This window comes from Kitasatospora sp. NPDC057940, assembly GCF_042887425.1.
Taxonomy (GTDB): Bacteria; Actinomycetota; Actinomycetes; order Streptomycetales; family Streptomycetaceae; genus Kitasatospora.
Map to the genome: position 1 here is coordinate 168,422 of NZ_JBHVPH010000005.1, position 25,912 is coordinate 194,333.

Below are 25,912 nucleotides of genomic sequence, written 5' to 3' on the forward strand. Positions count from 1 at the left end.
CCGGGGGGGGGGGGGGGGGGGGGGGGGTGGGGGGGGGCGGGGGGGGGGGGGGGGGGGGGGGGGGGGGGGGGGGGGGGGGGGGGGGGGGGGGGGGGGGGGGGGGGGGCCCCCCCCCCCCCCGCGGCGGGCCCGCCGGGGGTGCGGGCCTGCGGAGGGTGCGGGCCTGGGTGCGCGCCGGGCGGAGGCCGCTCGGCGCAGCGAACCTAAACCGGTTCAGGAGCGCTGTCAACGACTCGCGCAGCAACCACCCCGTCGGGTGGCTCGGCCCCCGGCGGCGAGGTGGACTCGCGCACGGTCAGCCGCGGTGTGGGCATCTGCAGGTCACGCCCGGAGCCGGCCTCGTCGAGGGCCGCCAGCAGGCTGCGGGCGACCTGCTCGCCGAGCGCGAAGGTGTCCCGGCTGAGCGCGGTCAGCGGCGGGTGGACGATCCGGGCCAGCACCGAGTCGTCGAAGGAGACGATGGACAGTTCGGCGGGCACCGCGACGCCCATCTCCCCGGCCACGCCGAGCCCGGCGACGGCCATCACGTCGCTGTCGTAGACGATCGCGGTGGGGCGCCGGGGCCGGGAGAGCAGGGTGCGGGTGGCGGCGGCGCCCTCGGCGTCGCTGAAGTCGGTGGGCACCGACACGGCCTCCTCCAGCCCGAGCCGGCGGGAGGCGTCGCGCAGCGCGCGGATCCGGCGCTGGGTGTGCTGGAAGTGCGGCAGCCCGGCCAGGTGGGCGATCCGGCGGTGCCCGATGGCGGCCAGGTAGTCGACGATGGAGAGCATCGCCTCCCGGTCGTCGGCCCAGATCCGCAGCGGGCCGGCGCCCTTGCCGGGCCCGCCCAGGACGACGGCGGGCAGGCCGAGTTCGTCCAGCACCGGCAGCCGCGGGTCGCGGACCTGGAGGTCGACGACGATGAAGCCGTCGACCCGGTGCTCGGAGGCCCAGCGCCGGTAGACCTCGATCTCGGCGGCGGTGTCCTCGACCACCATCAGGTGCAGCGCGACGGAGCTGGCCGAGAGCACCGCCTGGAGGCCGGACAGCAGTTGGCTGAAGAACGGCTCGACGCCGATGGTGCGGGCGGGGCGGGCGATCACCAGCCCGACGGCGTCGGCCCTGGCTCCGCCGAGGGCCCGGGCGGCGCTGTGCGGGCGCCAGTTCATCTCCTCGGCGACCCGCAGGATCCGGGCCCTGGTCGCCTCGCTCACGCCGGGGCGGCCGTTGAGCGCGAAGGACACCGCGCCCTTGGAGACACCGGCCTGGCGCGCGATGTCGGCGATCGTCGGTCTGGCCACAGAACCCGACTCCTCTCTTGACATCCAAGTTTAGGCGGGAGCATAGTCCCTGGCATAGCTAGACCGGTTTAGTAAGACAGGTTCTGGAACTCGGCACCACCCCCGTGACCCAAAACCACCCCCCGAGCTCGGCACGATCCCCCACCCACCCCCAGGACCGGGAGACCCTCATGCGAAGAATCTGGGCGGCACTGACCACGACGGCGATCACCGCGGCCGCACTCACCGGCTGCGGACTCGGCTCCAGCGAAAGCAAGAACAGCGACAGCGTGGCGAGTGCGGCCGCCACCGGCGAGGTCAAGGGCAAGGTCTCGATCCAGACCTGGGCGCTCAAGCCGAAGTTCACCGACTACATGCAGGGCGTCCTCGACGGCTTCAAGAAGAAGTACCCCGGCGTCGAGGTCGAGTGGCTCGACCAGCCCGGCGAGGGCTACTCCGACAAGGTGCTCAGCCAGGCCGCGTCCGGCGGCCTGCCCGACGTGGTCAACCTCCCGCCGGACTTCGCCTTCCCGCTGGCCAAGAAGGACCTCCTGCTGGACGTCCTCAAGGCCGACCCCAAGCTCGCCGACGAGTACGTCGCGGGCGGCGTCGAGGCCTACCGCTACACCGGCCTGAACGGCACCTTCGGCTACCCGTGGTACCTCAACACCGATGTGAACTACTGGAATTCGGAACTCCTGACGAAGAACGGGCTGGACCCGAAGAAGCTCCCCGCCAGCCTGGACGACCTGATCGCCCAGTCCCGGACGATGAAGGAGAAGTCCGGCGGCCAGACCTACCTGATGAGCCGCAAGCCGGGCCTCGGCGACCTCTACAACGCCGGCGTGAAGCTCATGTCCGACGACGGCAAGTCCTTCACCTTCAACACCCCCGAGGCCGCCGCGCTGCTCGACAAGTACCGCGACGCCTTCAAGGAGGGCCTGCTGCCCAAGGACGTGCTGACCAACACCTACGTCGGCAACTCCAAGCTCTTCAACGCGGGCACGGCGGCCTGGACCACCGGCGGCGGCAACTTCATCACCAGCCTCGCCACCGACAACCCGACGATGGCCCCGAAGATGGTCTCCTCCCCCACCATGGGCGTCCCGCCGCTGTACGTGCAGGGCCTGACCATCCCGAAGAACACCAAGAACCCGGCCGCCGCCGTCGCCCTCGCCCGCTGGGTCACCAGCGCCGAGAACCAGGCCGCGTTCTCCCACCTGACCAGCGTCTTCCCGTCCACCAAGGCCTCCGCGAACGACCCGTTCTTCAGCAAGAGCGACGGCACCAACGCCGGCGACGCCAAGGTGGTCGCCTTCGACTCGCTCGCCAAGGCCAAGCTGATCCAGCCCGTCCAGGTCGACGACGCCATGAGCACCATCGTCAACCAGCAGATCGCGCTGGCCATCAGCGGCGACGCGAGCTCCAAGCAGGCGCTCGACTCCGCCGTCGACCAGTGCAACAAGCTGCTCAAGGGCTGACGGCCACCGCCACCCCGACCGTACCGGCCAAGCGGCGGGCCACCCCCCGCCCGCCGCACCCGGGAATGACCCGCACCACCCCCAGGAAGGCAACGGCATGACCCACCGGCGTTGGTTCACCCCCTGGCTGCTCGCCGGGCCCGCGATACTCTGGCTGGCCGTCTTCAACCTCTGGCCGGCCGTCAACACGGTGATCCTGTCGTTCACCAGCGCCAAGCCCCTGGGCGGCGGGCAGTTCACCGGTCTGGAGAACTACGGGCGCCTGCTCGACGACGAACAGCTCGCCGACGCCCTGCTCAACAGCATCGTCTTCATGCTGGTCTGCCTGCCCCTGCTGACGATCCTGCCGTTGCTGCTCGCCCTGCTCGTCCAGCGCAAGATCCCCGGCATCACCTTCTTCCGCACCGCCTTCTACACCCCGGTCATCGCCTCCGCCGTCGTGGTGGCGCTGATCTGGGGCTGGGTGCTGGACGACCGCGGCCTGGTCAACGGCCTGCTCCAGCAGTCCGGGATGACCGACTCCCCGGTCGCCTTCCTCACCGACCGCTGGCTGCTGCTGTTCAGCGCGATCGCCCTGACCGTCTGGAAGGGCTTCGGCTACTACATGGTCATCTACCTGTCCGCCCTCGCCAACGTCCCGCGCGAACTGCACGAGGCGGCGGCCGTCGACGGCGCCAGCCCGATCCGCCGGTTCTGGCACGTCACCCTGCCCGGGGTGCGGCCGACCATGATGCTCGTCTCCGTCCTCATCTCGGTCAGCGCGCTGCGCGTCTTCTCCGAGCTGTACGTGCTCTCCCACGGCCAGGGCGGCCCGGGCGGGCGGGACATGTCGGTGGTGATGCTGATCCAGATGTACAGCCGCGGCTTCAACGGCCACCTCGGCTACGCCTCCGCGCTCAGCCTGATGCTGTTCGTCATCACCCTCGGCCCGATGCTGCTGCTGATGCGCCTGAACCGGAAGGCGGCCTGAACCCCGTGACCTCCACCCGTTCGAAGGCCGCCCGCCGCACTCAACGCTCCCAGGGCTCCCAGAGCCCGCAGGGCTTCCGGGGCTCCCGGGGCTTCAACACCCCCTCCCCCGCCCAGACCGCCGGCCGCTACCTGCTCCTGGTGTTCGTCCTGCTGCTGGTGGTCGGGCCGTTCCTGTGGCAGCTCTCCACCTCCCTCAAGGGTCCCAACGAGGACGTCTACACCAGCACCCCCAGCTTCATCCCCGAACAGCTGACCTTCGGCAACTACGGCAAGGTCGCCGAGACCATCCCGGTCTGGACCTACGCCCTCAACTCGCTGATCGTCGCCGCCATCTGCATCACCGGCAACGTGGTCGGCTGCACCCTGGCCGGCTACGCGCTCGCCCGGCTGCGCTTCCGCGGCGCCAAGCTCGTCCTCGGCCTCTTCCTCGCCACCCTGGTGCTCCCCGGCGAGGTCACCATCGTCTCCCAGTACGTGCTGGTGCGCGGCCTCGGTCTGGCCGACAGCCTGACCGGCGTCGCCCTGCCCGGCGCGATCGCCATGCTCAACGTGCTGCTGATGCGCACCGCCTTCGCCGCCGTCCCGCTCGAACTCGACCAGGCCGCGCTGGTCGACGGCGCCACCGTGTGGCAGCGCCTGTGGCACATCGGCCTGCCCAACGTGCGCGGCATGCTCAGCGTGATCGTCATCTTCACCTTCATCGGCGCCTGGGACGACTTCCTCTGGCCCCTGATCGTGCTCAACGACCCGCAGAAGTACACCCTCACCGTCGGACTCCAGTACCTCAACGGCACCTTCTCCGCGAACCCGCGGCTGATCGCGGCCGGCACCATGATCGCCTTCCTGCCGATCGTCGTGGTGTTCGGCGTCTGCCAGCGCTTCTTCTTCAAGGGCGTCGAGGAGGGAGCCGTCAAGGGTTAGGCCCCGTCCGACCGAAGACGTGTCCGACGATTCCCGACCCCACCGCCCGTTCGCCCCACACCCGTTGAGGAATCACCAGCCCATGAGCACCCCCGCACCGCAGCGCCCCCGCTTCGGCGTCAACTACACGCCCAGCGCCGGCTGGTTCCACCACTGGCTCGACTTCGACCTCGACGCCGTCCGCGCCGACTTCGACTCCATCGCCGCACTCGGCCTGGACCACGTCCGGGTCTTCCCGCTCTGGCCGCTGTTCCAGCCCAACCGCACCCTGATCCGCCCGCGCGCCGTCGAGCAACTGGCGGCCCTGGTGGACGCGGCCGGCGAACGCGGCCTGGACGTCGCGGTGGACGGCCTCCAGGGCCACCTGTCGAGCTTCGACTTCCTGCCCTCCTGGACGCAGACCTGGCACCGGCGGAACATCTTCACCGACCCCGAGGTCCTCGACGGCCAGGCCGCCTACCTGCGCGCCCTCGCCGAGGCGCTGCACGAGCGGCCCAACTTCCTCGGCATGACGCTCGGCAACGAGATCAACCAGTTCTCCGGCGAGCCGCACCCCGACCCCGACCGGATCACCCCCGGGCAGGCCGACGCCTGGCTGCGCCGGATGCTCGACGCCTGCGAGCAGGGCGCGCCCGGCCGGATGCACCTGCACGCCTCCTACGACGCCGCCTGGTACCTGGACGAACACCCCTTCACCCCCTGGCACTCGGCCCGGATCGGCGCCGCCACCGCCGTGCACTCCTGGGTGTTCAACGGCACCGCCCAGCGCTACGGCGCCCACTCCACCGCCACCGCGCAGCACGCCGCCTACCTGGTCGAGCTCTCCAAGGCCTGGGCGGACGACCCGGCCCGCCCGGTCTGGCTGCAGGAGGTCGGCGCCCCCGCCCCGCACATCACCGCCGAGGACGCCGCCCGGTTCACCGGCGCCACCGTCGAGGCCGTGCTCGACTGCCCGGACGTGTGGGGCGTCACCTGGTGGTGCTCGCACGACGTGGACCGCTCGCTGGCCGACTTCCCCGAGCTGGAGTACAGCCTCGGCCTGCTCACCACCGACCGCGCGGTCAAGCCGGCCGGCGCCCGGCTGGCCGAGGCCGCCGCCGAGGCACGCCGCTCCTGGCAGCCGCCCGCGCCGCGCACCACCGCCGTGGTGGTGGCCACCGGGGACGAGGTGACCGCGCCCAAGCGCTCGGTCTGCGGGCCCGGCGGCGCCGTCTACGAGGCGTTCATGCACCTCGCCGAGGCGGGCGCCCGCCCGACCACCGTCCTCGCCGAGCACGCCGAGGACCAGGCCCACCTGGCCGCGCGCGGGATCACCGAGGTGGTCCACCCGGACGACGTACCTTCTCCCTGACCCCTGTTGTCCCGACCTCACACACGCCCCTCAGTCACGCAACGGAGCCCGCTGACATGCACGATGACCGCACGCTGGTCGAGTCCCGCCTCAAGCGCGTCCTGGACGAGCGCATCCGCCCGGCCGTCTACCCCGAGTCCGTCCCGCTGGAGGTCGGCATCTGGACGGCACCCGGCGAGCCCGTCCCGGTCGCCGAGGGCCTGGCCGCGCCGCGCACCCCGATCGCGGTCGGCGACGCCTGGGGCGCGCCGTGGGGCACCAGCTGGATCACCGTGACCGGCACCGTGCCGCAGGCCTGGGCCGGGCGGACGGTCGAGGCGCTGATCGACCTCGGCTTCGACGCCAACATGCCCGGCTTCCAGTGCGAGGGCCTGGTCTACCGCCCGGACGGCACCCCGGTGAAGGGCCTCAACCCGCAGAACCAGTGGGTGCGCGTCGCCGCCCCCGCGGCCGGCGGCGAGCAGGTCCTGCTGCACGTCGAGGCGGCCTCCAACCCGGTCATCCTGGACTACCACCCCTTCCTGCCCACCGAGTTGGGCGACAAGGACACCGCCGGCGACCAGCCGCAGTACAAGCTGACCCGGATGGACCTCGCCGTCTTCGACGAGACGGTCTGGCAGCTGGTGATCGACCTGGAGGTGCTCGGCGAGCTGATGGCCGAGCTGCCGGTGGACGGCGCCCGCCGCTGGGACGTCCTGCGCGCGGTCGAGCGGGCGCTCGACGCGATCGACCTCCAGGACGTCAACGGCACGGCGGCCGCCGCCCGTTCGGAGCTCACCGACGTGCTGGCCGCGCCCGCCGTGCCGTCCGCGCACCGGATCAGTGCGATCGGCCACGCGCACATCGACTCGGCCTGGCTCTGGCCGCTGCGCGAGACCGTCCGCAAGGTGGCGCGCACCACCGCCAACATGACCGCGCTGCTGGAGGACGAGCCGGACTTCCTCTACACCATGTCCCAGGCGCAGCAGTTCGCCTGGATCAAGGAGCACCGCCCCGAGGTGTACGCCCGGGTGCAGAAGGCCGTGGCCGAGGGCCGGTTCGTCCCGGCCGGCGGCATGTGGGTCGAGTCCGACACCAACATGCCCAGCTCGGAGGCGATGGCCCGGCAGTTCGTGCACGGCAAGCGGTTCTTCCTGGACGAGTTCGGGGTGGAGAACCACGAGGCGTGGCTGCCCGACACCTTCGGCTTCACCGGCGGCCTGCCGCAGATCATCCGCAACGCGGGCTCCAAGTGGCTGCTGACGCAGAAGATCTCGTGGAGCCAGATCAACAAGTTCCCGCACCACACCTTCCTCTGGGAGGGCATCGACGGGACGAGGATCTTCACCCACTTCCCGCCCGTGGACACCTACAACTGCTCCATGAAGGGCAGCGAGATCGCCCACGCGGCGAAGAACTTCAAGGACAAGGGAGTGGCCCGGCACTCGCTCGCCCCGACCGGCTGGGGCGACGGCGGCGGCGGCACCACCCGCGAGATGGTCGCCAAGGCCGGCCGGATGAAGGACCTGGAGGGCTCGGCCACCGTCCGCTGGGAGAAGCCCGCCGAGTTCTTCGCCAAGGCCGAGGCCGAGTACCCGAACCCGCCGGTCTGGGTCGGCGAGCTCTACCTTGAGCTGCACCGGGCCACCCTGACCAGCCAGGCGAAGACCAAGCAGGGCAACCGGCGCAGCGAGAACCTGCTGCGCGAGGCCGAACTCTGGTGCGCCACCGCCTCGTTGCGCACCGGCGCGGACTACCCGTACGAGCAGCTGGACCGGATCTGGAAGACCGTCCTGCTGCACCAGTTCCACGACATCCTGCCCGGCTCCTCCATCGCCTGGGTGCACCGCGAGGCCGAGGCGACGTACGCGGCGCTGGCCGCCGAGCTGGACGCGCTGATCGACGGCGCCCAGCAGGCCCTGGCCGGGGACACCGCCGGCGGGCGCGAGCTGGTGTTCAACTCGGCGCCGCACCCGCGCTCGGCCGTCCCGGCCGGCGGGGCCGCCCCGGCCGGGTCCGGCGCGGGCGCCTGCGAGGTCGTCGAGCGGCCCGAGGGCGGCTTCCTGCTGCGCAACGGGCTGCTGGACGTGGTCGTGGACGCCGACGGCCTGGTGGCGTCGGTGGTCGAGGTGGCGAGCGGCCGGGAGAGCGTCGCCCCCGGCACCCGGGCCAACCTGCTCCAGCTGCACCCGGACTTCCCCAACATGTGGGACGCCTGGGACGTCGACCAGTTCTACCGCAACACCGTCACCGACCTGACCGCCGTGGACGCGCTGACGGCGCTCTCCGCCCCCGACCAGGCCGCCGTCCGGGTGGCGCGCTCCTTCGGCTCGTCCACCGTCGTCCAGACGCTCACCCTGCGGGCGGGCGAGCAGCGGCTCGACATCGACACCGAGGTCGACTGGCACGAGACCGAGAAGTTCCTCAAGGCCGCGTTCCCGCTGGACGTGCACACCGAGCGGTACGCCGCCGAGACCCAGTTCGGCCACCTCTACCGGCCCACCCACACCAACACCAGCTGGGACGCCGCCAAGTTCGAGGCCTGCAACCACCGCTTCGTCCACCTCGACGAGCCCGGCTGGGGCGTCGCCCTCGTCACCGCCTCCACCTACGGCCACGACGTCACCCGCGCCGTGCGCGACACCGACGGCGGCACCACCACCACGGTCCGCTTCTCGCTGCTGCGCGCGCCCCGCTTCCCCGACCCGAAGACCGACCAGGGCCTGCACCGCTTCCGGCACGCCCTCGTCCCGGGCGCGGCGATCGGCGACGCCGTCCGCGAGGGCTACCGGATCGGCCTGCCCGAGCGGCGCGTCACCGGCAGCGCCGAGCAGGTCGCGCCGCTGGTGCGGCTGGACAACGACGCGCTGGTGGTCAGCGCGGTCAAGCTCGCCGACGACCGCAGCGGCGACCTGATCGTCCGGGTCTACGAGGCGGGCGGCGGCCGCGCCCGGGGCCTGCTCACCACCTCCTACCCGCTGGCCGGCGCCGTCCCCTGCGACCTGCTGGAGCGGCCCTGGGACGGCACCCGCGGCGAGGTGGCCGTGGAGGACGGCGCGGTGCGGCTGGCGCTGCGGCCGTTCGAGCTGGTCACGCTGCGCCTGAGCGCGGCGGGCTGAGCACGCCCGGGGCTGCATGCCGGGCCCCCGCTGTCCGGGGCCCCGCACGCCATATGCCGCGCCCCGCATGCCGCACTACGCTGATCGGCGCCCCGGCCCGCCCGCCGGGGCGCCACCCCCGCCCGAACCCGCCTGGAGTCCGCCGCGATGACCCTCACCCCGCCGCCCGCCGCCACCCCGCTGTTCGCCGCCGTGGACATCGGCGGCACCAAGATCGCCGGGGCGCTGGTCGACGGCCACGGACGGCTGCGGCACCGGCACCAACTGCCCACCCCGGCCCGGGAGCCGGGCGCGACCGTGCTCGCCGTCGTACACGAGGTGCTGGACCGGCTCGCCGCCACCGCCGACTGGGCCGCCGTGACGGCCGTCGGGATCGGCAGCGCCGGCCCGGTCGACCTCGCCGCCGGCACCGTCAGCCCCGTCAACATCCCCGGCTGGCTCGACTTCCCGCTGGTCGCCAAGGTCGCCGCGCACCCGGCGGTGGCCGCCCGGCGGCTGCCTGTCCGACTGGCCGGGGACGGCGTCGCGATGGCCGCCGCCGAGCACTGGCAGGGCGCCGCCCGGGACGCGGCCAACGCGCTGTGCCTGGTGGTGTCGACCGGGGTCGGCGCCGGGCTGGTGCTCGACGGCGCCGTCCGCCCCGGTCCCAGCGGCAACGCCGGCCACCTCGGCCACATCAGCGTCGACCTGGACGGCGAGCCCTGCCCGTGCGGCTCGCGCGGCTGCCTGGAGGGCCTCGCCAGCGGCACCGCGATCGCCCGCCGGGCCCTCGCCGAGGGCTGGCGCCCGGCCGGGGAGGACCGCTCGGCCCGGGCCGTCGCCGTCGACGCCGAGGCGGGCGACCCGGTCGCGCTCGCCTCCTTCGACCGCGCCGCCCAGGCCCTCGCCGCCGGGATCGCCGCCACCGCGGCCCTGGTCGACCTCGACCGGGTGGTGGTCGGCGGCGGCGTCGCCACCGCCGGCGACGTCCTGTTCGCACCGCTCGCCCGCCACCTCGACCGCTACGCCACGCTGTCCTACATCCGCGGCCTCGACGTCCGCCGCGCCGAACTCGGCACCGATGCCGGGCTGATCGGCGCGGCCGCGCTCTGCCGCTGACCCGACCCCTCGGAGGCCGCGCCATGTCGCTCCCGCCCTTCGCCCTGCTCCACAACCCGGTCCGCCCGTACGCGTGGGGCTCGCCCACCGCCATCCCCGCGCTGACCGGCACCGCGCCGACCGGCGCCCCGCAGGCCGAACTGTGGATGGGCGCACACCCGTCGGCGCCCTCCGAGCTGCTGGCTCCGGACGGCGCCGGCGGGCCGCAGCCGCTGGACGAGCTCATCCAGCGGTACCCGAACGCCATGCTCGGGCCGGACACCGTGGGGCGGTTCGGCCCGACGCTGCCGTTCCTGTTCAAGGTGCTGGCCGCCGACCGGGCGCTCTCCCTCCAGGTCCACCCGACCCGGACCCAGGCGGCCGCCGGGTACGCGGCCGAGGAGGCTCGCGGCATCCCGCTCGACGCACCCGAGCGGGTCTTCAAGGACCCCGGGCACAAGCCCGAACTCATCTGCGCCCTGGGGGACTTCGAAGCACTGTGCGGCTTCCGCCCGGCCGCCGACACGGCCCGGCTGCTGGACGCGCTCGCCGTCCCGCTGCTCGCCCCCTGGGCGGACGACCTGCGCGCGCACCCCGCCGCCGAGGCCCTGCCCGCGCTGCTGCGCCGGGTCCTGGCCGAGGACCGGCCGACCCGGACCCAACTCGGCGACGTCACCAGGGCGTTGCACCGGCTCGCGGCCGAGGGCGGCCCGTTCGCCGAGGCCTGCGCCGGCTACGCCCGCGCCGCCGCGCAGTACCCCGGCGACCCGGGTCTGATCGCCGCGCTGCTGCTCAACCACGTCCGGCTCACGGCGGGCCAGGCCCTCTACCTGGACGCCGGGGTTCCGCACGCCTACCTCCGGGGCGTGGGCGTGGAGTTGATGGCCAACTCGGACAACGTGCTGCGTTGCGGGCTCACCCCCAAGCACGTCGACGTCGACGGCCTGCTGGCGGTCACGTCCTTCCGCACCGGTGAACCGCAGGTCCTCACGGCGCTCCCGGGCGACCGCTTCGAGGAGGAGTTCCCCTCCCCTGCCGAGGAGTTCAGACTCTCCCGGCTGCGCCCCGGCCCGGCCGCCGTCCGCGCCGAGCTGCCCACCCCGCAGATCCTGCTGTGCGTCGAGGGCCGCGCCCGACTGCACGCCCCCGGCTTCGCGGACCTCGACCTCCCCCGGGGCGCGTCCGTCTACCTGCGGCCGGGCGCCGGACCGGTCGAGCTGACCGGCCGGGGTGCGGAGCTGTTCCGGGCCACCACCGGCGCGCCGGCCCAGGCCGGCACCGGGTGGCCGAACAGCAGGTCGTAGCCGTCCGGGAGCTGCTCGACCACGCGGTCGACCAGTTCCCCCGGGGCCAGGTCGGCGAGGGTGCCGAGCACGGCCCCGATGTCCCACGGCCCGGTCGCCTCGGTCGCGCCGTCGATCCAGCCGACCACGCCGCGCACGAAGCGCTCGGCGGTCAGGGGTTCGGCGGCGGGCCCGGCATCGCGCAGCAGCGGGGCGTACGCCTCGGGCAGGGCGTCGGCGAGCTCGGCCCGTTCGGCCCCGACCAGGTGCTCACCGAGCAGTGCGAGCACGACCCGGATGGCGTGCTCCGCCTCCGCCTCGCTCGGGTACTCCCCGCAGTCGACGACGCGGGCGCGGAAGTCCTCCGGGGAGATGGTCATCGCGTCCTCCTTCCGGTCGGCGGGACCGGCTGCGCTCCGCCCGGAAGCCGGAGGCCGAGGGCCGCCGGCCCTCTCGCGGACGATCCCCGGCCCGGTGGCCCGGAGGCTCGGAGGTCCGGTGGCGGCGGACGGCTGGTGGCGGACGGCCCGTGGCGGACGGCTGGTGGCGGCCAGGTCCGGTCGGCTGCGCCGTCACGGTCCGTGACCGCCTGGGGTTCGCCGGTACCCGTGCTGCTCAGCGTACTGCGGTACGGCGGCACGGCGGCAGGGAGACCGGCCGGACGGATCGACGCCGTTGTCGATCACGCCGCCGGCCCGCGCCCTGCCCGGCGCGGGGCCACCAGGGGCCCGGGTGTCAGGCCACCGACGCCCGACACCGCCTGCGGGTGCGGTGCGGCAGAGCGGCGCCCGAGCGGGCCGCCACGCGCTGCGGGGGAGGCGCCGTGACCGGTGCGGCCGGTGCGGCCGGTGCGGTGGGCACAGCGGGCACAGCCTGCGCGGCGGGGACCCGCACCTCGTCCGGCATAAACGCCTCTAGAAAACTGCGCTCGTTCGAACTGAGTTTGCGCGAGCGGCCGGATTCACGGTCCCGTGCGACCACCACGGTCCTGGCCCGCATAAAGGTGAGCGGGGCACGGCAGACATCCACCACGATATGCGTGGAACTCCGCCCGATCCGTTCAACCGTCAACTGCACCGACAAGGGCTCGGGCCGGTGGTACAACTGCTCCAGGAAATCGATCTCGTGCCGCGCGATAATGAATCCGGACGGGAACAGGGCGTCCCGGACGGCGGTCTCGTGGTGGCAGAACATGTCGTAAATCCCCTCCTGGACGTAGCCGACCAGCCGGGCGTTGTTGATGTGCCCGTTCTCGTCGACGTCGCTCCACCGGGTGGGGCAGGACAGCACGTGCACGCCCGGGTGCAGCGCGCTCACTGCTGCGTCAGCCCGGCGCCGGTCGCGGCGGGGAGCAGTGCCCGGCGCAACCTCGCGTAGTAACCGGACTGTTCCGCCGCCATCCGGGCCGCCGTCCAACCCTCCTCGGCCGCTTCCGCGGCGACCTGGACGACCAGGCTGTCGAGCACCGCGTCGACCGACCGGCAGAGTTCGGCGACCGCCGCGAGGCGCTCGGTGACATCGGCGCCGACGGCCGCACCCCGGGCCGGGAAAGCGGCCAGCGATTCCGCCGCGAGTTGCAGGTCGTCGACGGTGTCCGGCATTTTCTCCGGCATGTTGTCCGGCATCAAATTCGACATGTTTTTCTCCATGACTCATTCCGGACATTACGGCCCGGTAGCTGGTGTTCGAATACACCGAATCGGTGTCGGCCCCCCGACGCCTTCGACGCTATCCCAGCCGACACGGTCGACGGATGGTTTACGGACGGCGACGGGAAACTCACTTCTATTGGAGTAGTTTGCCGGGGTACACAATATGCCCCATCATCCGAATGCCGTCGGCAGAACGGGTGGCATCGCCGACCCGAGCCCCGAAACCGGCACCTGCACGTCGCGGATCTGCTACCAGCCTCCCCACCACCTCGCCTTGTAGAGGTGCGTCCCGCGCAGCATCCGCGTCCCGTCCGGCCGGTGCAGGGTGATCACCGAGGTGCACCAGGAGCACGGCCCGCTGTGGTCCGGGGCCACGGTCAGCAGCCGTCCGGTGCCGGGCTCGTCCCCGACGCTCTTCACGTCCCGGACGGCTGCGGGGTCGTCCAGCCGCACGGCGGCGAAGCGGTCGGCCGCCGGGTCGTACCGCCACAGGCCGGTCAGCGTGCTCACCCAGAACCGCCCGGGCTCGGCCAGCACCGGCGCGAGGTCGTGCCCGCCGTGGTCGGGCAGCGGCGTCGAGCGGACGGCGGTCAGGGTGGGCGCCGCCGGGGTGCCGCCCACCCGCAGCGCGGTCAGCACGTCGTCGCCGAGCACCCAGAGCAGGCCCGTCCGGCCGTCCCAGTGCACGCCGTGCGCACCCGGCAGCGGGTAGCCGGCGTGGGCGGTGGCACGCGGCCCCTGCGAGGCCGCGTACAGCCGCACCCACCCGCCGCCGCTCGCCGCGACCGCGACGTTGCCGTCCGGCAGCAGCTCGATGCTGTGCGGATTGGCCGCCCCGCCCAGGTCCGCCGCCCAGCGGGTCGCGCCGGTGGTGGTGTCCACGACGGCGGCCAGGCCGCCGGAGGCGGTGGTCAGCAGGTAGCGCCGGCCCTGCCGCACCCGGCTCTTCGCCTCGTCCGGATTCGTCCAGCTCCGCGCGGGCGTCAGGTCCGCGAACCCGGCCGCCCGGTCGGCGCTCCAGCCCCACACGACCGGCAGCCGCCCCGGGCCCCGGTAGGCCATCAGCTCCTCGGCGCTCTGCAGCACCAGGACGCTACGGGACTCCTGGTCCACCACCACGACCGCCCACCCGGGCGACCTGGCCTGCGCGCCGGTCGCCGGCACGCAGAACAGCAGGACGCACAGGGCGCACACGGCCACCAGCGTTCTCCTCAGCACGCCCCCACCGTGCTTGCTCCCCGGCGGCTTTGCACGGCGGAGCGTCCGAACGGCCGTGGCGCGTACGGTGGCGGATCCGCACCCCGGATTCGCCACCGTACGCGCCACCGCCCGGACCCGCGCGGACGCCCTCGCTCACGCCCGGACACGCGCGGACGCGTTCACTCACGCCCGGACCCGCGCGGTCGCGTTCACTACCTCCCGGAGACGACGTCCGCGACGCGGGCGATCGGCGAGGTGGTGGCCCGTCCGCCCGCCTCCTGGCGGTCCGCCGCGTGGTAGGCCGCGTACATCGCGTGCACCCCGATCCAGCGCAGCGGCTCGGGCTCCCAGCGGCGCACGGTGTGGCCCACCCAGGGCAGCCCGGTCAATCCGGTGTCCCGGCCGAGGACCAGGTCACGCAGGGTCCGGCCCGCCAGGTTCGTCGTGGTCACTCCGCTGCCGACGTACCCGCCCGCCCAGCCGAGGCCACTCGTACGGTCCAGCTCCACCGTGGCGCACCAGTCCCGGGGCACGCCGAGCACGCCCGCCCAGGCGTGGTCGATCCGGGCGCTCGCGGCCGCCGGGAAGAAGCGGTTCAGGATCTGCCGGAGCTGGCGCACGGTCTCCACCTGGGTGCCGCCGTCCGCGTCCGTCCGCGAGCCGAACCGGTACGGCACGCCCCGGCCGCCCAGCGCGATCCGGTCGTCCGCGGTGCGCTGCGCGTACATGTAGGCGTGCGCGAAGTCGCCCAGCACCTCGCGGCCCTGCCAGCCCGCGTCCGCCCAGAAGGCGGGCGGCAGCGGCTCGGTGGCGATCATCGCCGAGTTCATCGGCAGCCAGGTCCGCCGCTCGCCGCGCAGGCCGGCCGTGAACCCCTCGGTGGCGCGCAGCACGTACTCGGCGGTCACCGTGCCCTGCGGCGTCACCGCGCGCGGCCGGGCGTACGCGGTGCCCGGCAGGATCGCCGTCACCGCCGTCCCCTCGTGCACCGCCACCCCGAGCTCCCGCACCACCCGCGCCAACCCGCGTACCAGTTCCGCCGGTTGGATCCGCGCACCGTACGGCGTCCAGGTGCCGCCGAGGGCCCCCGCGACGGCGATCCGGTCGGCGGCCTCCTTCGCGCCCAGCAGCTCGACGCGGCCCTCGCCGTACGCCCGCTCGGCGGCGGCGAAAGCCTTGAGCCTCTCCAACTGGGCCCTGTTCCTGGCGACTTCGAGCACCCCGCCACGCACGATGTGCGCGTCGATCCGCTCGGCGGCGGCGACGTCCACGACCTCCCCGACCGCCTCGTCCATCGCCCGCTGCATCGCCGCCGCCGCACCCGGGCCGTACCGCTTCGCGAACGCGCCCCGGCCCGCGAACCCGTTGTACAGCCACCCGCCGTTGCGCCCCGAGGCGCCGTAGCCGCAGAACCGGCGCTCCAGCACCGCGATCCGCAGCGACGGCTCCGCCTTCTTCAGGTAGTACGCCGTCCACAGCCCGGTGTACCCGCCGCCGACGATGCACACGTCGACGTCCGTACTCCCGGGCAACGCCGGCCCCGGCTCCGGCAGCCCGCTCGCCGCGTACCAGAACGACACCTCGCCGTTGACCGCCACCAGAACCTCCCACACCCGTCGCCGACCTGCCCGGACGCTACGCCGCACCGGTCCCGCCGGAACACCCCCACACTGCCAAGATCCCCCCGCCCGGCCAGCCACCCTGTCAGACCGCCAACAGCCCCAGCACCCGCGTCCAGCCGTACGCCCCGGGTGTGAACCCGGCGATCCGCACACCCATGCCCAGGGCTGCACCGCCACCGGGGCCCACACGATCCCCCGCCATCCGCGGGACGGGGAGGAGCCGTGGCAGCTCTGACCGACCGTCGGGGGAGGGCGGACACGACCGATGACAACCCGACGTCTTCGAGGCGATCGAGCAGCCGGTTCAGGTGAGCCCCATCGTCACGCGCCAACGGCCGGACCGCAGTTCGTACACCGCAGGTCGTAGACCGTCAGGACCACGGCTCCGGCCTGGCCTCCTCCTGCGCGCGGACGACCGCCGCCGGTGCCGCGTGATGCCCTTGAGGTCCCGGGCGCGTCGGCCCGGCGAGAGGAGACGCTCCGTGAACCCGTCCACGCCGTACAGGACTCGACCACTCCGGCTCAGCGCAGCGGCCGTCGCCGCGGGCGCCCTGCTGCTCGGCATGGCCGCCGCGCCCGCGGCCCGGGCGGCGGGGCCCCGAGCCGACGTCGTCCAGCAGCGCCTCGACGCGCTGGTCCGGCAGGACGGTGTGCCGGGCGCGCTGGCCACCGTGCGCGACCGGAACGGGCACACCCGCACCTACACGGCCGGGGTGGGCGATCTGGCCACCGGGGCGGCGGTGCCCGTGGACGGGCAGGTCCGGGCGGGCAGCAACACCAAGTCCTTCACGGCCGTCGTCATCCTGCAGCTCGTCGCCGAGGGCAAGGTCGATCTGGAGGCCTCCCTCGACACCTACCTGCCGGGCCTCGTCCGGGGCACCGGAGCCGGTGGCGAGATCGACGGGCGGAAGATCACCGTCCACCAGATCCTCCAGCACACCAGCGGCCTGCCCGACTACACCCACTTCCTGCCCGACCAGGGCCTCTCCCAGTACCACGAGCCCCGCGACCTGCTCGACCTCGCGCTCGCCCAGAAGCCCGACTTCGAGCCCGGCAAGGGCTGGAAGTACTGCAACACCGGCTACTTGCTCGCCGGTCTGATCATCCAGAAGGTCACCGGGCGGCCCGCGGGCGAGGAGATCACCCACCGGGTCATCGACCGCATCGGCCTGCGTCACACGTACTTCCCCGCCCAGGGCGACATGACGGTGCACGAGCGCCACCCGCACGGCTACTACACCGAGGAGCCCGGCGGCCAGCCGCTGGACGTCACCGAGCAGGACATGTCCTGGGCCTGGACGGCCGGCGCCCTGGTGTCCACGAACAGCGACCTGAACCGCTTCTTCCGCGCCCTGCTCGGCGGCGAGCTGCTGGCCCCGGCCCAGCTCGCCCAGATGCAGGTCACCGTCCCCGCCGAGTACATGGGCCCCGGCGGCCGTTACGGGCTGGGGCTCGCCAGCCGCCCGCTGTCCTGCGGCGGTGTGTACTGGGGCCACGGCGGCACGCTCCCGGGCTACGTGACCCGCGGTGGTGTCACCGAGGACGGTCGCGCCGCCGACATCGCCGTCACCACCCTGCCCTCCGCCGACGTCAAGCAACACGTCGCCGACGCCGTCGACGCCGCGCTCTGCCGGTGAGGCCCCGAGGCGCTGAGGCGCTGAGGCGCTGAGGCGCTGAGGCGCTGAGGCGCTGAGGCGCTGAGGCGCTGAGGCGCTGAGGCGCTGAGGCGCTGAAACCGCGAGACACCCGGGCCCGGAAGCGGCCCCGGGCGACGGCCGTGCCCGCCCCCGCGTCACGGGGCGGGCACGGTCGCTCATCCGCGGCCTCAGCCGATGGTGGAGCCGGTGACGGGCTCGGAGAGTTCGACGGTCTTGCCGTTCAGGCCGGCCTTGACGAACTGCCAGGTGAGGCCGTTGATGACGCCCTGGCCGAGCGGGGCCAGCTGGGCGAACGCGGGCTGGCTGAGGTCGAGGTGGCCGGCGTCGCAGGAGGGGCACTTGTCCCGGACGGGGACGGTGACGGTCTTGCCCTGGTAGCTGACCTTGACCGAGATGCCCTGACACAGCGGGTCGTTGTTGGGGTTGGCGCTGGTCCACCAGGTGTGGGAGACCGCGACGAGCATCTGGTTGGAGGCGTTGATCTGGGTGCCGCAGGCGCCGTAGCCGGCGTCGTTGTAGTAGGTGGCCTTGCCGGACATGGGCGTGTTGATCGGTATCGCCGCGCTGGCGGTGCCGGCGGTGAGGGCGATGAGGGCGGCGGCCGCGAGCGGGGCGCCCGCGAGGATCCTGAGGTTCTTGCTGATGGCGCGCATGGTTCCCTCCGGTTCTCAAGCCATGGACATGACAGACAGAAGTCGCCGAAGCCGCAAGGGGATTCGGCGAGACCGCCCGATGCCCGTCCGAGTGGAGAGAACGTATACACCCGACGGCCGCATGGTCCAGACCGCCGCCATGTTGACATGAACACAAGTCAGGAATCTTTACCAATACGGCCGAAGGGGCGAAGATACGTGACCGCACCGCGCCACAGGGTGTTGACAGGCCACCACGCCCACCCCCGGAGGCCCCGCCCCATGCGCACCGCACTCGCCGCCCTGCTCCTCGGCGCCGCCCTGATCCCGGCCGCCGTCGCACCCGCCAACGCCGCGCCCGCCGACGGCGCGCCCGCGCCCCGCGCGGTGAACCAGGGCTACAGCATCCCCGTCGGCGGCGTCACCGACCTCGGCGCGCTGCCGGTGCTCGGCAGCCTCGGGCTGGACTTCGCCCACCTGCTCGGGCAGTAGGCGGCCCCTCGAACCCGGCGCCGCCAGACCCGGCCCCCTCACACCCGGACGCTGAACAGGCCTCCGGAGAGCGGTTCCTGGTCGGACCGGGCGGACGTGATGTAGAGCGTCCGCCCGTCCGGCCCGCCGAAGGCGCAACTGGTGACGCGCGGCACCGGCAGCTCGACCGACGCCAGCACCTCGCCCTCGGGCGAGAGGCAGCGCACCGCCCAGCCGTCCCAGAACGCCACCCACAGGTTGCCGTCGGCGTCGAGCGTCATGCCGTCCGGGTAGCCCGTCAGGTGGGAGACGTCGAGCGTGCGGATCCGCTCGCCGAGGGGGCCGTGCTCGGGGTAGGGGTAGAGGGCGATGCGGCGCGTGGTGGTGTCGATGTGCCAGAGCCGGTCGGGCTCCGGCCAGGCGAGGCCGTTGGGGATGTCGAGCCCGCCGAGGATCGCCCGGACGCCGCCGTCGCGCTCCAGCCGGTACAGCGATCCGGGCTCGCGCGGCGCCCCCCGCCCCATCGAGCCGGCGACCGGTCGGCCGTACGGGTCGGTCTTGCCGTCGTTCATCCGGCGGTCCGGGCGGTCGGCCTCGACGGCGGCGACCAGCGTGGTGCGGCCGGTGGCCGGGTCGAGCCGTTCGAAGCCGCGCTCGGTGGCGAGCATCAGCCCGCCGTCGCCGTACGGCATCAAGGTGCCGGGGGTGACGTCGAGTTCGACCGAGCCGATCGCGCCCGAGGCCGGGTCCAGGGTGAGCACCCGCCGGTCGGGGATGCCGATCCAGCGCAGCAGTTGCGCCGGCTCGTCCCACAGCGGGCCCTCGCCCAGCTCCAGGTACGGTGTGTCGGCGACCGGTTCGGCACGCACAGCGGGCCCTCCTCGAACAAGGTGTCAGCGCAACGGGCTTCGGGCGGCATCGCGGTCGTTCCGCCGTCCACGGCGAGGCAGGTACCGCTGACGAACGGGGATTCCTCGCCCGCCAGGAAGCCGACCACCCGCGCGACTTCGGCCGCACTGCCGAACCGCCCCAGTGGGGACGACCGTAGCACCGCGACGCTCGGCCGCGGATCCGTCCGCCAACTGATCGGCGCGGCCCCCTTCCAGGGCATCGGCGGCCTGCACTCCGTCACCTACCTGCCCGGCGGCCCCGGCGCGTTGGCGGCCCTGGCGGATCTTCCCCGGAAGGCCCGCCGGGACCACCCCCACCCGGGTTAGGCTCGATCCGCGCGGCGGCCGTCCGCGCACCGACCGAGGGGGAGCGTGTGATCGGGGACCTGCTGCCGGACGCCGTCGTGACCGAGGTGTCCTACGACGACCCGCCGGAGGCCCGGCTGGAACCGGCCGAGGAGGCCGCCGTCGTCCAGGCGGTGGCCAAGCGCCGCCGGGAGTTCACCACCGTCCGCCACTGCGCCCGCACCGCCCTCACCCGCCTCGGCATCCCCTACCGCCCGCTGGTCCCCGGCCTGCGCGGCGCCCCGAGCTGGCCCGACGGCGTCGTCGGCAGCCTCACCCACTGCGAGGGCTTCCGAGCGGCGGCCGTCGCCCGCTCCGGCGACCTCGCCTCGGTCGGCATCGACGCCGAGCCCGCCCTGCCGCTCCCGGACGACATCCTGGACGTCATCGCGCTGCCCGAGGAGGGGAAGCGGATCGTCGACCTGCTCGCCGAGCACCCCGACACCCCGTGGGACCGCATCCTGTTCAGCGCCAAGGAGTCCGTGTACAAGGCGTGGTTCCCGCTCACCGAGCAGTTCCTGGACTTCAGCGAGGCCGACCTGGTCCTCTCCCCCGACGGCTCCTTCACCGCCCGCCTGCTGGTCCCCGGGCCGAACGTCAACGGCCGCCGCATCGAGGGCTTCGAAGGCCGCTGGGCCGTCGGCGACGGCCTGCTCGCCACCGCCATCGCGGTCGCCCGGTAGTGCGGCGCACCGACGACCGCACTCGGCATATCCTCGACCCCGTGACCGTGACCTATGTGATAGCTGGCACCCGGATCCACACGCTGGACGACTTCTGGGACGTGGTCGGTGAGACCATCGGCAGCGACGGCTACTTCGGCCGGAACCTCGACGCCTTCGCCGACTGCCTGCGCGGCGGCTACGGCACCCCCGAGGACGGCGACTACCTGATCGAGTGGCGCGACCACGCGGTCTCCCGGCGCAACCTCGGCTACCCGGAGACGGTCCGCCAGCTGGAACTGCGGCTGGCCCACTGCCACCCCGCCAACCGCGAGCACGTCCGCGCCGACCTCGCCGCCGCCCGGGCCGGCAAGGGGCCGACGGTGTTCGACTGGCTGGTCCGGATCATCGAGGAGGAGCACCCGGGAGGCCTCCGACTGGCCTAACGCCGCAGCACGCCCCCCCCACCTCACCGCAGCACGTCCGAGAGCCGGACGAAGCGCCGCCCCGCCGCCAGCAGCCCCGGTACCGCCGCCGCCACCCCGGGGGCGGTGCCGCCGCCCGGGTGGTTCATGTGGCAGATCACGATCGCCCCCGGCGGGGCCGCCGCGATCTCCTGCCGCACCTCGGCGGCGCTGAGCGTCGCCCCGCCGTCGCCGTTCACGGTGAAGCCCGCGGCGCGTTCCCCCAGGTCGGCGACCATCCGGGCGGCGACGTCGTCGTAGTGCGCGGTACCGGAGCGGAAGAAGCTCACCGGGTGGCCGAGCAGCCCGGCGAGCTTGTGCGCGTTGCCCGCGACCTCGTCGTACACCTCGCCGACGCCGCCGGTGCCGGCGATGCCGTAGGCGGAGCGGCCGGTGACCGAGAGCGGGCGGTGGACGGTGCCGTGGTTGCCGATCTCGAAGAGCGGGTCGGCGGCGAGCTGCCTGAACACGTCCGGGTTGGCGTCGATCCAGCGGGCGTTCAGGAAGAGCGTGGCCGGGACGGAACGTTTCCGCAGGAAGTCGATCAGGTCGGCGTCGTACCCGCTCCCGCCGGGGCCGCCACAGGCGTCGAAGGTGAGCGCCGTCGCGCTCTCGCCGTCGGGCAGTTTGGTGGTCACCCCGGCGACCTCCATCCCCCACTGCTTCGGCGCGGTGCCGCCGTACCGGACGACCAGCTCGGCCCGGGTCGGCTCCCGGCGCCCGGGCGCAGCGGTCGGAGTGGGCGCAGCGGTCGGGGCGGGCGCAGCGGTCGGGGCGGGCGTCGGGGGCTCCGACGGCGCCGCCGCCGATATCGCCGAGGCCTCGGGGGGCTCGGATGGCTCCGAGGCCCCGGAAACCGAAGCGGAAGCCGCCGGGGCCGCCGTCCCGCCGCCCACCGAGCGCCCGCACCCCGCCAGCGTGCTCCCGGCCACCGCCGCCAGCAGCGCCCGCCGACTCAGTGCCACACCCGCCTCCTCCGCGATGATCCGATCCGCTCGCTATGAATATGAACGGACCATTCGTCACCGCCCGCAACTCGCCGACCCGGCCGACGGCGACCCCCTTCACCGACCCGCCCCCCGCCCGTGGGCCCCGGCTCACCCCTGATTCACCGCCACGGGTAAGGGCCCGGACGGACCCGCCCGCCCCGACCCGGAGGACCCGATGCCCGCCGACCACGACACCCCACGCCCCGCCCGTCGCGACCTCCTCCGCACCGGCCTCACCACCGGAGCCGCCGCCCTCGGCCTCGCCGCGACCACCCCCGCCGCCGCCTCCGCCTCCGCACCCGGCACCCCGGGCACCCCCGGCACCGAGCGGACCCTCACCCTCACCGGCCACCTCCCCACCGGCGCCCCCGACTTCGTCTACCTGCCCGTCGAGGTCCCCGCCGGCGTCCGCGAGATCGCCGTCAGCTACGGCTACGACAAGCCCCCGGTCCCGGCCGGCACCCCCGGCAACTCCTGCGACATCGGCATCTTCGACGAACGCGGCACCGACCTCGGCGGCCCCGGCTTCCGCGGCTGGTCCGGCGGCTTCCGCACCGAGTTCAGCCTCGCCCGCGACACCGCGACCCCCGGCTACCTCCCCGGCCCGATCAACCCGGGCACCTGGCACCTCGCCCTCGGCCCCTACCAGGTCGCGCCGCAGGGGCTGGACTACCACGTCCAGGTCACCCTCCGGTTCGGCGCCCCGGGGCCGGCGTTCACCCCGCACTACCCGTCCGAGCGGGCCCGCGGCCGCGGCCGCGCCTGGTACCGGGGCGACTGCCACCTGCACACCGTGCACTCCGACGGACGGCGCCTCCCGGAGGAGGTGGCCGCCGGCGCCCGCGCGGCCGGCCTGGACTTCATCGTCTCCACCGACCACAACACCAGCTCCTCGCACGCGGTCTGGGGCCCGCTGGCCGGCCCCGACCTGCTGATCGTCCCGGGCGAGGAGATCACCACCCGCAACGGCCACTGGCTGGCCCTCGGCCTCGAAGCGGGCCAGTTCGTCGACTGGCGCTACCGCTCCCGCGACGAGGAGTACCCGCGCTTCGTCCGTCAGGTCCACCGCTCCGGCGGCCTGGTGGTGCCCGCGCACCCGTACTGCCCGTACGTCGCCTGCCAGTGGAAGTTCGGCTACGAGCAGGCCGACGGCGTCGAGGTGTGGAACGGGCCCTGGACGTACGACGACGAGTCCGCGGTCGACACCTGGGACGGCCGGCTCGCCGTCGCCCTGCGCGAGGGCCGTTCCTGGCTGCCCGCCCTGGGCAACAGCGACGCGCACAGCGCCCCGCAGGTCATCGGCTCCCCGCACAACGTCGTCCTGGCCGAGGACCTCACCCGGGACGCGATCCTCGACGGGCTGCGCGACGGGCGCAGCTGGCTCGCCGAATCCGCCGCCGTCCAGCTGGAGTTCACCGTCACCGGGCACGGCCGCCGGGCCGGCATCGGCGAGGAGCTGGCCGTCCCGGCGGACGCCCCGCTGGACGTCCGGCTGACCGTCTCCGGCGTCCCCGGCGGGACGGTGCGCCTCCTCACCGACGAGGGCCAGCTGCACCAGGAGTCACTGCCCGCCGACGGCTCCGGCACGGTGGTCTGGCGCACGACGGCCTCGCTCGCCGCCTACGTCCGGGCCGAGGTCCGCCACCCGAAGCCGGACGGGTCGCCCGGCAAGGGCAACGCCATGGGCCCGGACCTCCCGTGGGGCCCGATGGCGGCCCTGACCAACCCGATCGTGCTGCGCGTCGAGGACCGCTGAGCGCTCCGGTCCAGGAGTGGGGACGACTCGGGGCACCGGCGTGGACTAGGTTGATCCCCGAAAGCACCAGTCGTAGGGACGAGGCGGTCGGCTGTCCGTATCCGGGCCGGCCGGCCCGTCCGCACTCCGACCGCCTCGCCCCGGCTACCCGTCCGTCCCCGGCCCGCGAAGGGATCAGCAGCTGTGAACCGTACGACCGTAGGTGGGCCGGAGCTCGGGGGCGGCCGGGGCGCCGGCGGCGTCCTCGTCCTCGTCGACCCGGCCGGGGCCGGCCAGAGCCCGGTCGCGAGCCGGCTCGCGGAGGAGCTGCACCCGAGCGTCCACCTGCGTGCGCACGACTTCCTGCGGGTCATCCGGCGCGGCCAGCTCCCGCCGCACCTCCCCGAGGCCGAGCGGCAGAACACCACCGCCCTCGCCGCCGCCGCGCAGGCCGCCTTCGCCTACGCGACCGGCGGCTACCAGGTCATCGTCGAGTGCCCGGCCGCTCCGCCCACCCTCGACACCTTCCGCCGCGAGAGCCGCACCACCGGCGCCGCCCTCCACCTCGTCGTCCTCCAGCCCACCCCGGGCGCCGTCCCCGGCCCGCACACCCTGGACACCAGCTCCCTCACCCCCGCCGGCGCCGCCGAGTCCATCCTCACCGCCCTCACCCGCCGCACCCACCTCCTGGGCTGGTAGCCCCACGGGGTGCGGCTACGCCCCCACCACCCCGTCGACCGCCTCCCGGAGGAAGTCGGCGTGCCCGCTGTGCCGGGCGGACTCGTGGATCAGGTGCGGCATCACCGGCCGCAGCGACACCTCGGCGTCCCACCGGGCCTGGTACCCGGTGACGTCGAGGGTCTCGGCGGCGCGCTCGATACGGCGCGCGTCTCCTCCCTCGGCCTGCCGGGCGGCGAAGGCCCCGGCCCGGCTGACGCCGGTGGCGCCGCGCCGGTCTGGAAGCCGCCGTCCCGCGCGCCCGGTAGCCGCCCCCGGTAGTGCGGCGGTGTTCTGAGCCCCCCGGGCCACCTCCGCGCCCCTTTCCCGCCCCGGACCGGGGTCCATCACGTACCGTGTTCGGATCACCACCGGTTTGGGTACGTACCTCGGCGCGCCCGACGGGCGCCGAGCACCGCGGAGCCGGTCGCAGCGCCGCCACACCGCCACACCGCACGTTCAAGCGCCCCCGGTCCGGGGTCGTCACTCCACCGCCGAGACCGGGTACATCACACACCGGGAGACCGACCATCATGAGCCACGACCACATCCCCGCCCCCGTACGCCGGACCTACGGTGCCGGCGATCTGTCCCGGGCCGCGAGCTTCGCCGGTGGATTCATCAACTTCGGCTACTGGCGGGACATGGACCTCACCGCCCCGACGACCGAGGACCGGGTCCACAGCCAGGAGCAGCTCTACCGGCGGGTCCTGCGGGAGTTCGCGGAGCCACGGGAGCGGCTGCGGCTGGCCGAGGTCGGCTGCGGGCGCGGGCTCGGTGCGGCGCTCGCCCTGCGTGAGTTCCGGTTCGGGGGCGTGACCGGGGTCGACATCCACCCGGACCAGATCGAGCGCGCCCGCGCCGTCAACGCCAAAGCCCTGGCCACCTACCCCGATCGGCTGGCCTACACCTTCGGATCGGCCAACCAACTCCCCTTCGCCGACGCCTCCCTGGACGGCGTCTACTCCGTCGAGGCCGCCCAGCACTTCCGCGAGCTCACCGGCTTCGCCCGCGAGACCGCCCGCGTCCTACGCCCGGGCGGCCGACTCGTCGTGACCACCTTCTTCGCCGCCGCCGGACCGGACATCACCGAGCGCCTGAGCATCCTCCTCGCCAGCTTCGCCGACGGCCTCGACGTCCCCCACCCCCTCGCCGCCTTCACCAGCGACCTCACCGCGGCCGGCTACACCACCATCACCACCGAGTCCATCGGCGACGCCGTCTGGCCCGGCCTCGACCGCTACCTCACCGACGCCGTCCCGCCCGGTCACTGGAGCCGCAACTTCCTCCCCGCCTGGCGCAGCGGCCTCCTCGACTACCACGTCGTCACCGCCACCCGGCCCGGGCCGGCGGAAATGGCCCGCCAGATGATCTGACGAGCCGCCCTGCGGCAGCGCGGCCGACCGCCCCCCTCCGCACGCCACCAGGCCCTG

General features: G+C 73.8%; 23 protein-coding genes and 2 pseudogenes. 14 read left to right on the forward strand and 11 right to left on the reverse strand.

The window, feature by feature from the left end; translation table 11 throughout:
• Positions 1-203: 203 nt before the first annotated feature.
• Entirely contained in the window at positions 204-1,280 is a 1,077-nt protein-coding gene (locus tag ACFVTF_RS11015; RefSeq protein ID WP_371515943.1) for a LacI family DNA-binding transcriptional regulator, read from the reverse strand.
• A 170-nt stretch (positions 1,281-1,450) separates the two neighbouring features.
• Between ACFVTF_RS11015 and ACFVTF_RS11020 the strand changes: the two genes are divergently transcribed.
• The 7 genes from ACFVTF_RS11020 (at position 1,451) to manA (ending at position 11,463) form a co-directional block, all read left to right on the forward strand.
• Entirely contained in the window at positions 1,451-2,740 is a 1,290-nt protein-coding gene (locus ACFVTF_RS11020) for an ABC transporter substrate-binding protein (protein WP_387812015.1), read from the forward strand.
• Between the two features lie 97 nt (positions 2,741-2,837).
• Positions 2,838-3,710, forward strand: a complete 873-nt coding sequence (locus tag ACFVTF_RS11025; RefSeq protein ID WP_371515945.1) for a carbohydrate ABC transporter permease — start codon at positions 2,838-2,840, stop codon at positions 3,708-3,710.
• A 5-nt stretch (positions 3,711-3,715) separates the two neighbouring features.
• Positions 3,716-4,633, forward strand: a complete 918-nt coding sequence (locus ACFVTF_RS11030) for a carbohydrate ABC transporter permease (RefSeq protein WP_387812018.1) — start codon at positions 3,716-3,718, stop codon at positions 4,631-4,633.
• An 82-nt stretch (positions 4,634-4,715) separates the two neighbouring features.
• Entirely contained in the window at positions 4,716-5,984 is a 1,269-nt protein-coding gene (locus ACFVTF_RS11035) for a glycosyl hydrolase (RefSeq protein ID WP_387812021.1), read from the forward strand.
• A 56-nt stretch (positions 5,985-6,040) separates the two neighbouring features.
• A complete protein-coding gene (locus tag ACFVTF_RS11040) occupies positions 6,041-9,082 on the forward strand; it encodes an alpha-mannosidase (RefSeq protein ID WP_387812024.1) in 3,042 nt (1,013 codons plus the stop codon).
• Between the two features lie 147 nt (positions 9,083-9,229).
• Positions 9,230-10,180, forward strand: coding sequence for an ROK family protein (locus ACFVTF_RS11045; protein WP_387812027.1), 951 nt, complete (start codon positions 9,230-9,232; stop codon positions 10,178-10,180).
• A 23-nt stretch (positions 10,181-10,203) separates the two neighbouring features.
• A complete protein-coding gene (gene manA / locus ACFVTF_RS11050; RefSeq protein ID WP_387812030.1) occupies positions 10,204-11,463 on the forward strand; it encodes a mannose-6-phosphate isomerase, class I in 1,260 nt (419 codons plus the stop codon).
• Here the strand turns inward: manA and ACFVTF_RS11055 are convergent.
• The 5 genes from ACFVTF_RS11055 to ACFVTF_RS11075 all read right to left on the reverse strand — a co-directional run bounded on the left by ACFVTF_RS11055 (position 11,346) and on the right by ACFVTF_RS11075 (position 15,895).
• Positions 11,346-11,822, reverse strand: a complete 477-nt coding sequence (locus ACFVTF_RS11055) for a DUF2267 domain-containing protein (RefSeq protein WP_079135401.1) — start codon at positions 11,820-11,822, stop codon at positions 11,346-11,348. The two genes, manA and ACFVTF_RS11055, sit on opposite strands and share 118 nt — an antisense overlap.
• A gap of 355 nt (positions 11,823-12,177) precedes the next feature.
• Positions 12,178-12,759 carry an acyl-CoA thioesterase gene (locus tag ACFVTF_RS11060; protein WP_387812034.1) on the reverse strand — a complete coding sequence of 194 codons (582 nt, stop codon included), beginning with the start codon at positions 12,757-12,759 and terminating at the stop codon, positions 12,178-12,180.
• Positions 12,756-13,091: a hypothetical protein gene (locus ACFVTF_RS11065; protein WP_387812037.1), complete on the reverse strand. Its 336-nt coding sequence runs from the start codon at positions 13,089-13,091 to the stop codon at positions 12,756-12,758. The genes ACFVTF_RS11060 and ACFVTF_RS11065 overlap by 4 nt, the downstream gene beginning before the upstream one ends.
• A 252-nt stretch (positions 13,092-13,343) precedes the next feature.
• The gene (locus ACFVTF_RS11070) at positions 13,344-14,312 is read right to left on the reverse strand and encodes a DUF6528 family protein (RefSeq protein WP_387812040.1); all 969 of its coding nucleotides are present in this window, start codon (positions 14,310-14,312) and stop codon (positions 13,344-13,346) included.
• Positions 14,313-14,506: 194 nt separating this feature from the next.
• Positions 14,507-15,895, reverse strand: a complete 1,389-nt coding sequence (locus ACFVTF_RS11075) for an NAD(P)/FAD-dependent oxidoreductase (RefSeq protein ID WP_387812542.1) — start codon at positions 15,893-15,895, stop codon at positions 14,507-14,509.
• A gap of 503 nt (positions 15,896-16,398) precedes the next feature.
• Between ACFVTF_RS11075 and ACFVTF_RS11080 the strand changes: the two genes are divergently transcribed.
• A complete protein-coding gene (locus ACFVTF_RS11080; RefSeq protein ID WP_387812043.1) occupies positions 16,399-17,553 on the forward strand; it encodes a serine hydrolase domain-containing protein in 1,155 nt (384 codons plus the stop codon).
• Positions 17,554-17,741: 188 nt separating this feature from the next.
• Here the strand turns inward: ACFVTF_RS11080 and ACFVTF_RS11085 are convergent, their stop codons facing one another.
• Positions 17,742-18,227: a cysteine/serine endopeptidase inhibitor gene (locus tag ACFVTF_RS11085; RefSeq protein ID WP_371515958.1), complete on the reverse strand. Its 486-nt coding sequence runs from the start codon at positions 18,225-18,227 to the stop codon at positions 17,742-17,744.
• Between the two features lie 261 nt (positions 18,228-18,488).
• On the opposite strand from ACFVTF_RS11085, the gene ACFVTF_RS11090 reads away from it, so the two are divergent.
• Entirely contained in the window at positions 18,489-18,698 is a 210-nt protein-coding gene (locus tag ACFVTF_RS11090) for a hypothetical protein (RefSeq protein ID WP_387812046.1), read from the forward strand.
• A gap of 38 nt (positions 18,699-18,736) precedes the next feature.
• Here the strand turns inward: ACFVTF_RS11090 and ACFVTF_RS11095 are convergent, their stop codons facing one another.
• Positions 18,737-19,546, reverse strand: coding sequence for an SMP-30/gluconolactonase/LRE family protein (locus tag ACFVTF_RS11095; RefSeq protein ID WP_387812049.1), 810 nt, complete (start codon positions 19,544-19,546; stop codon positions 18,737-18,739).
• 65 nt (positions 19,547-19,611) lie between these two features.
• Positions 19,612-19,788: pseudogene (locus ACFVTF_RS11100) on the reverse strand (SDR family oxidoreductase); the annotation flags it as partial.
• 153 nt (positions 19,789-19,941) lie between these two features.
• Between ACFVTF_RS11100 and ACFVTF_RS11105 the strand changes: the two are divergent.
• Positions 19,942-20,595, forward strand: a complete 654-nt coding sequence (locus tag ACFVTF_RS11105) for a 4'-phosphopantetheinyl transferase (RefSeq protein WP_371515961.1) — start codon at positions 19,942-19,944, stop codon at positions 20,593-20,595.
• A gap of 41 nt (positions 20,596-20,636) precedes the next feature.
• The gene (locus ACFVTF_RS11110) at positions 20,637-21,020 is read left to right on the forward strand and encodes a barstar family protein (RefSeq protein WP_063346419.1); all 384 of its coding nucleotides are present in this window, start codon (positions 20,637-20,639) and stop codon (positions 21,018-21,020) included.
• A gap of 23 nt (positions 21,021-21,043) precedes the next feature.
• Here ACFVTF_RS11110 and ACFVTF_RS11115 read toward each other — a convergent pair whose 3' ends face one another.
• Complete coding sequence (locus tag ACFVTF_RS11115) at positions 21,044-22,003, reverse strand: polysaccharide deacetylase family protein (RefSeq protein WP_387812053.1); 960 nt, start codon at positions 22,001-22,003, stop codon at positions 21,044-21,046.
• Between the two features lie 199 nt (positions 22,004-22,202).
• Between ACFVTF_RS11115 and ACFVTF_RS11120 the strand changes: the two genes are divergently transcribed.
• A complete protein-coding gene (locus ACFVTF_RS11120) occupies positions 22,203-23,783 on the forward strand; it encodes a CehA/McbA family metallohydrolase (RefSeq protein ID WP_387812056.1) in 1,581 nt (526 codons plus the stop codon).
• 183 nt (positions 23,784-23,966) lie between these two features.
• Positions 23,967-24,461 carry a hypothetical protein gene (locus tag ACFVTF_RS11125; protein ID WP_387812059.1) on the forward strand — a complete coding sequence of 165 codons (495 nt, stop codon included), beginning with the start codon at positions 23,967-23,969 and terminating at the stop codon, positions 24,459-24,461.
• A 15-nt stretch (positions 24,462-24,476) separates the two neighbouring features.
• Here ACFVTF_RS11125 and ACFVTF_RS11130 read toward each other — a convergent pair.
• Positions 24,477-24,707, reverse strand: a pseudogene (locus tag ACFVTF_RS11130) (DUF664 domain-containing protein); the annotation flags it as partial.
• Positions 24,708-25,012: 305 nt separating this feature from the next.
• Here ACFVTF_RS11130 and ACFVTF_RS11135 point away from each other — a divergent pair.
• Positions 25,013-25,855: a class I SAM-dependent methyltransferase gene (locus ACFVTF_RS11135; protein WP_387812062.1), complete on the forward strand. Its 843-nt coding sequence runs from the start codon at positions 25,013-25,015 to the stop codon at positions 25,853-25,855.
• Positions 25,856-25,912: the final 57 nt, after the last annotated feature.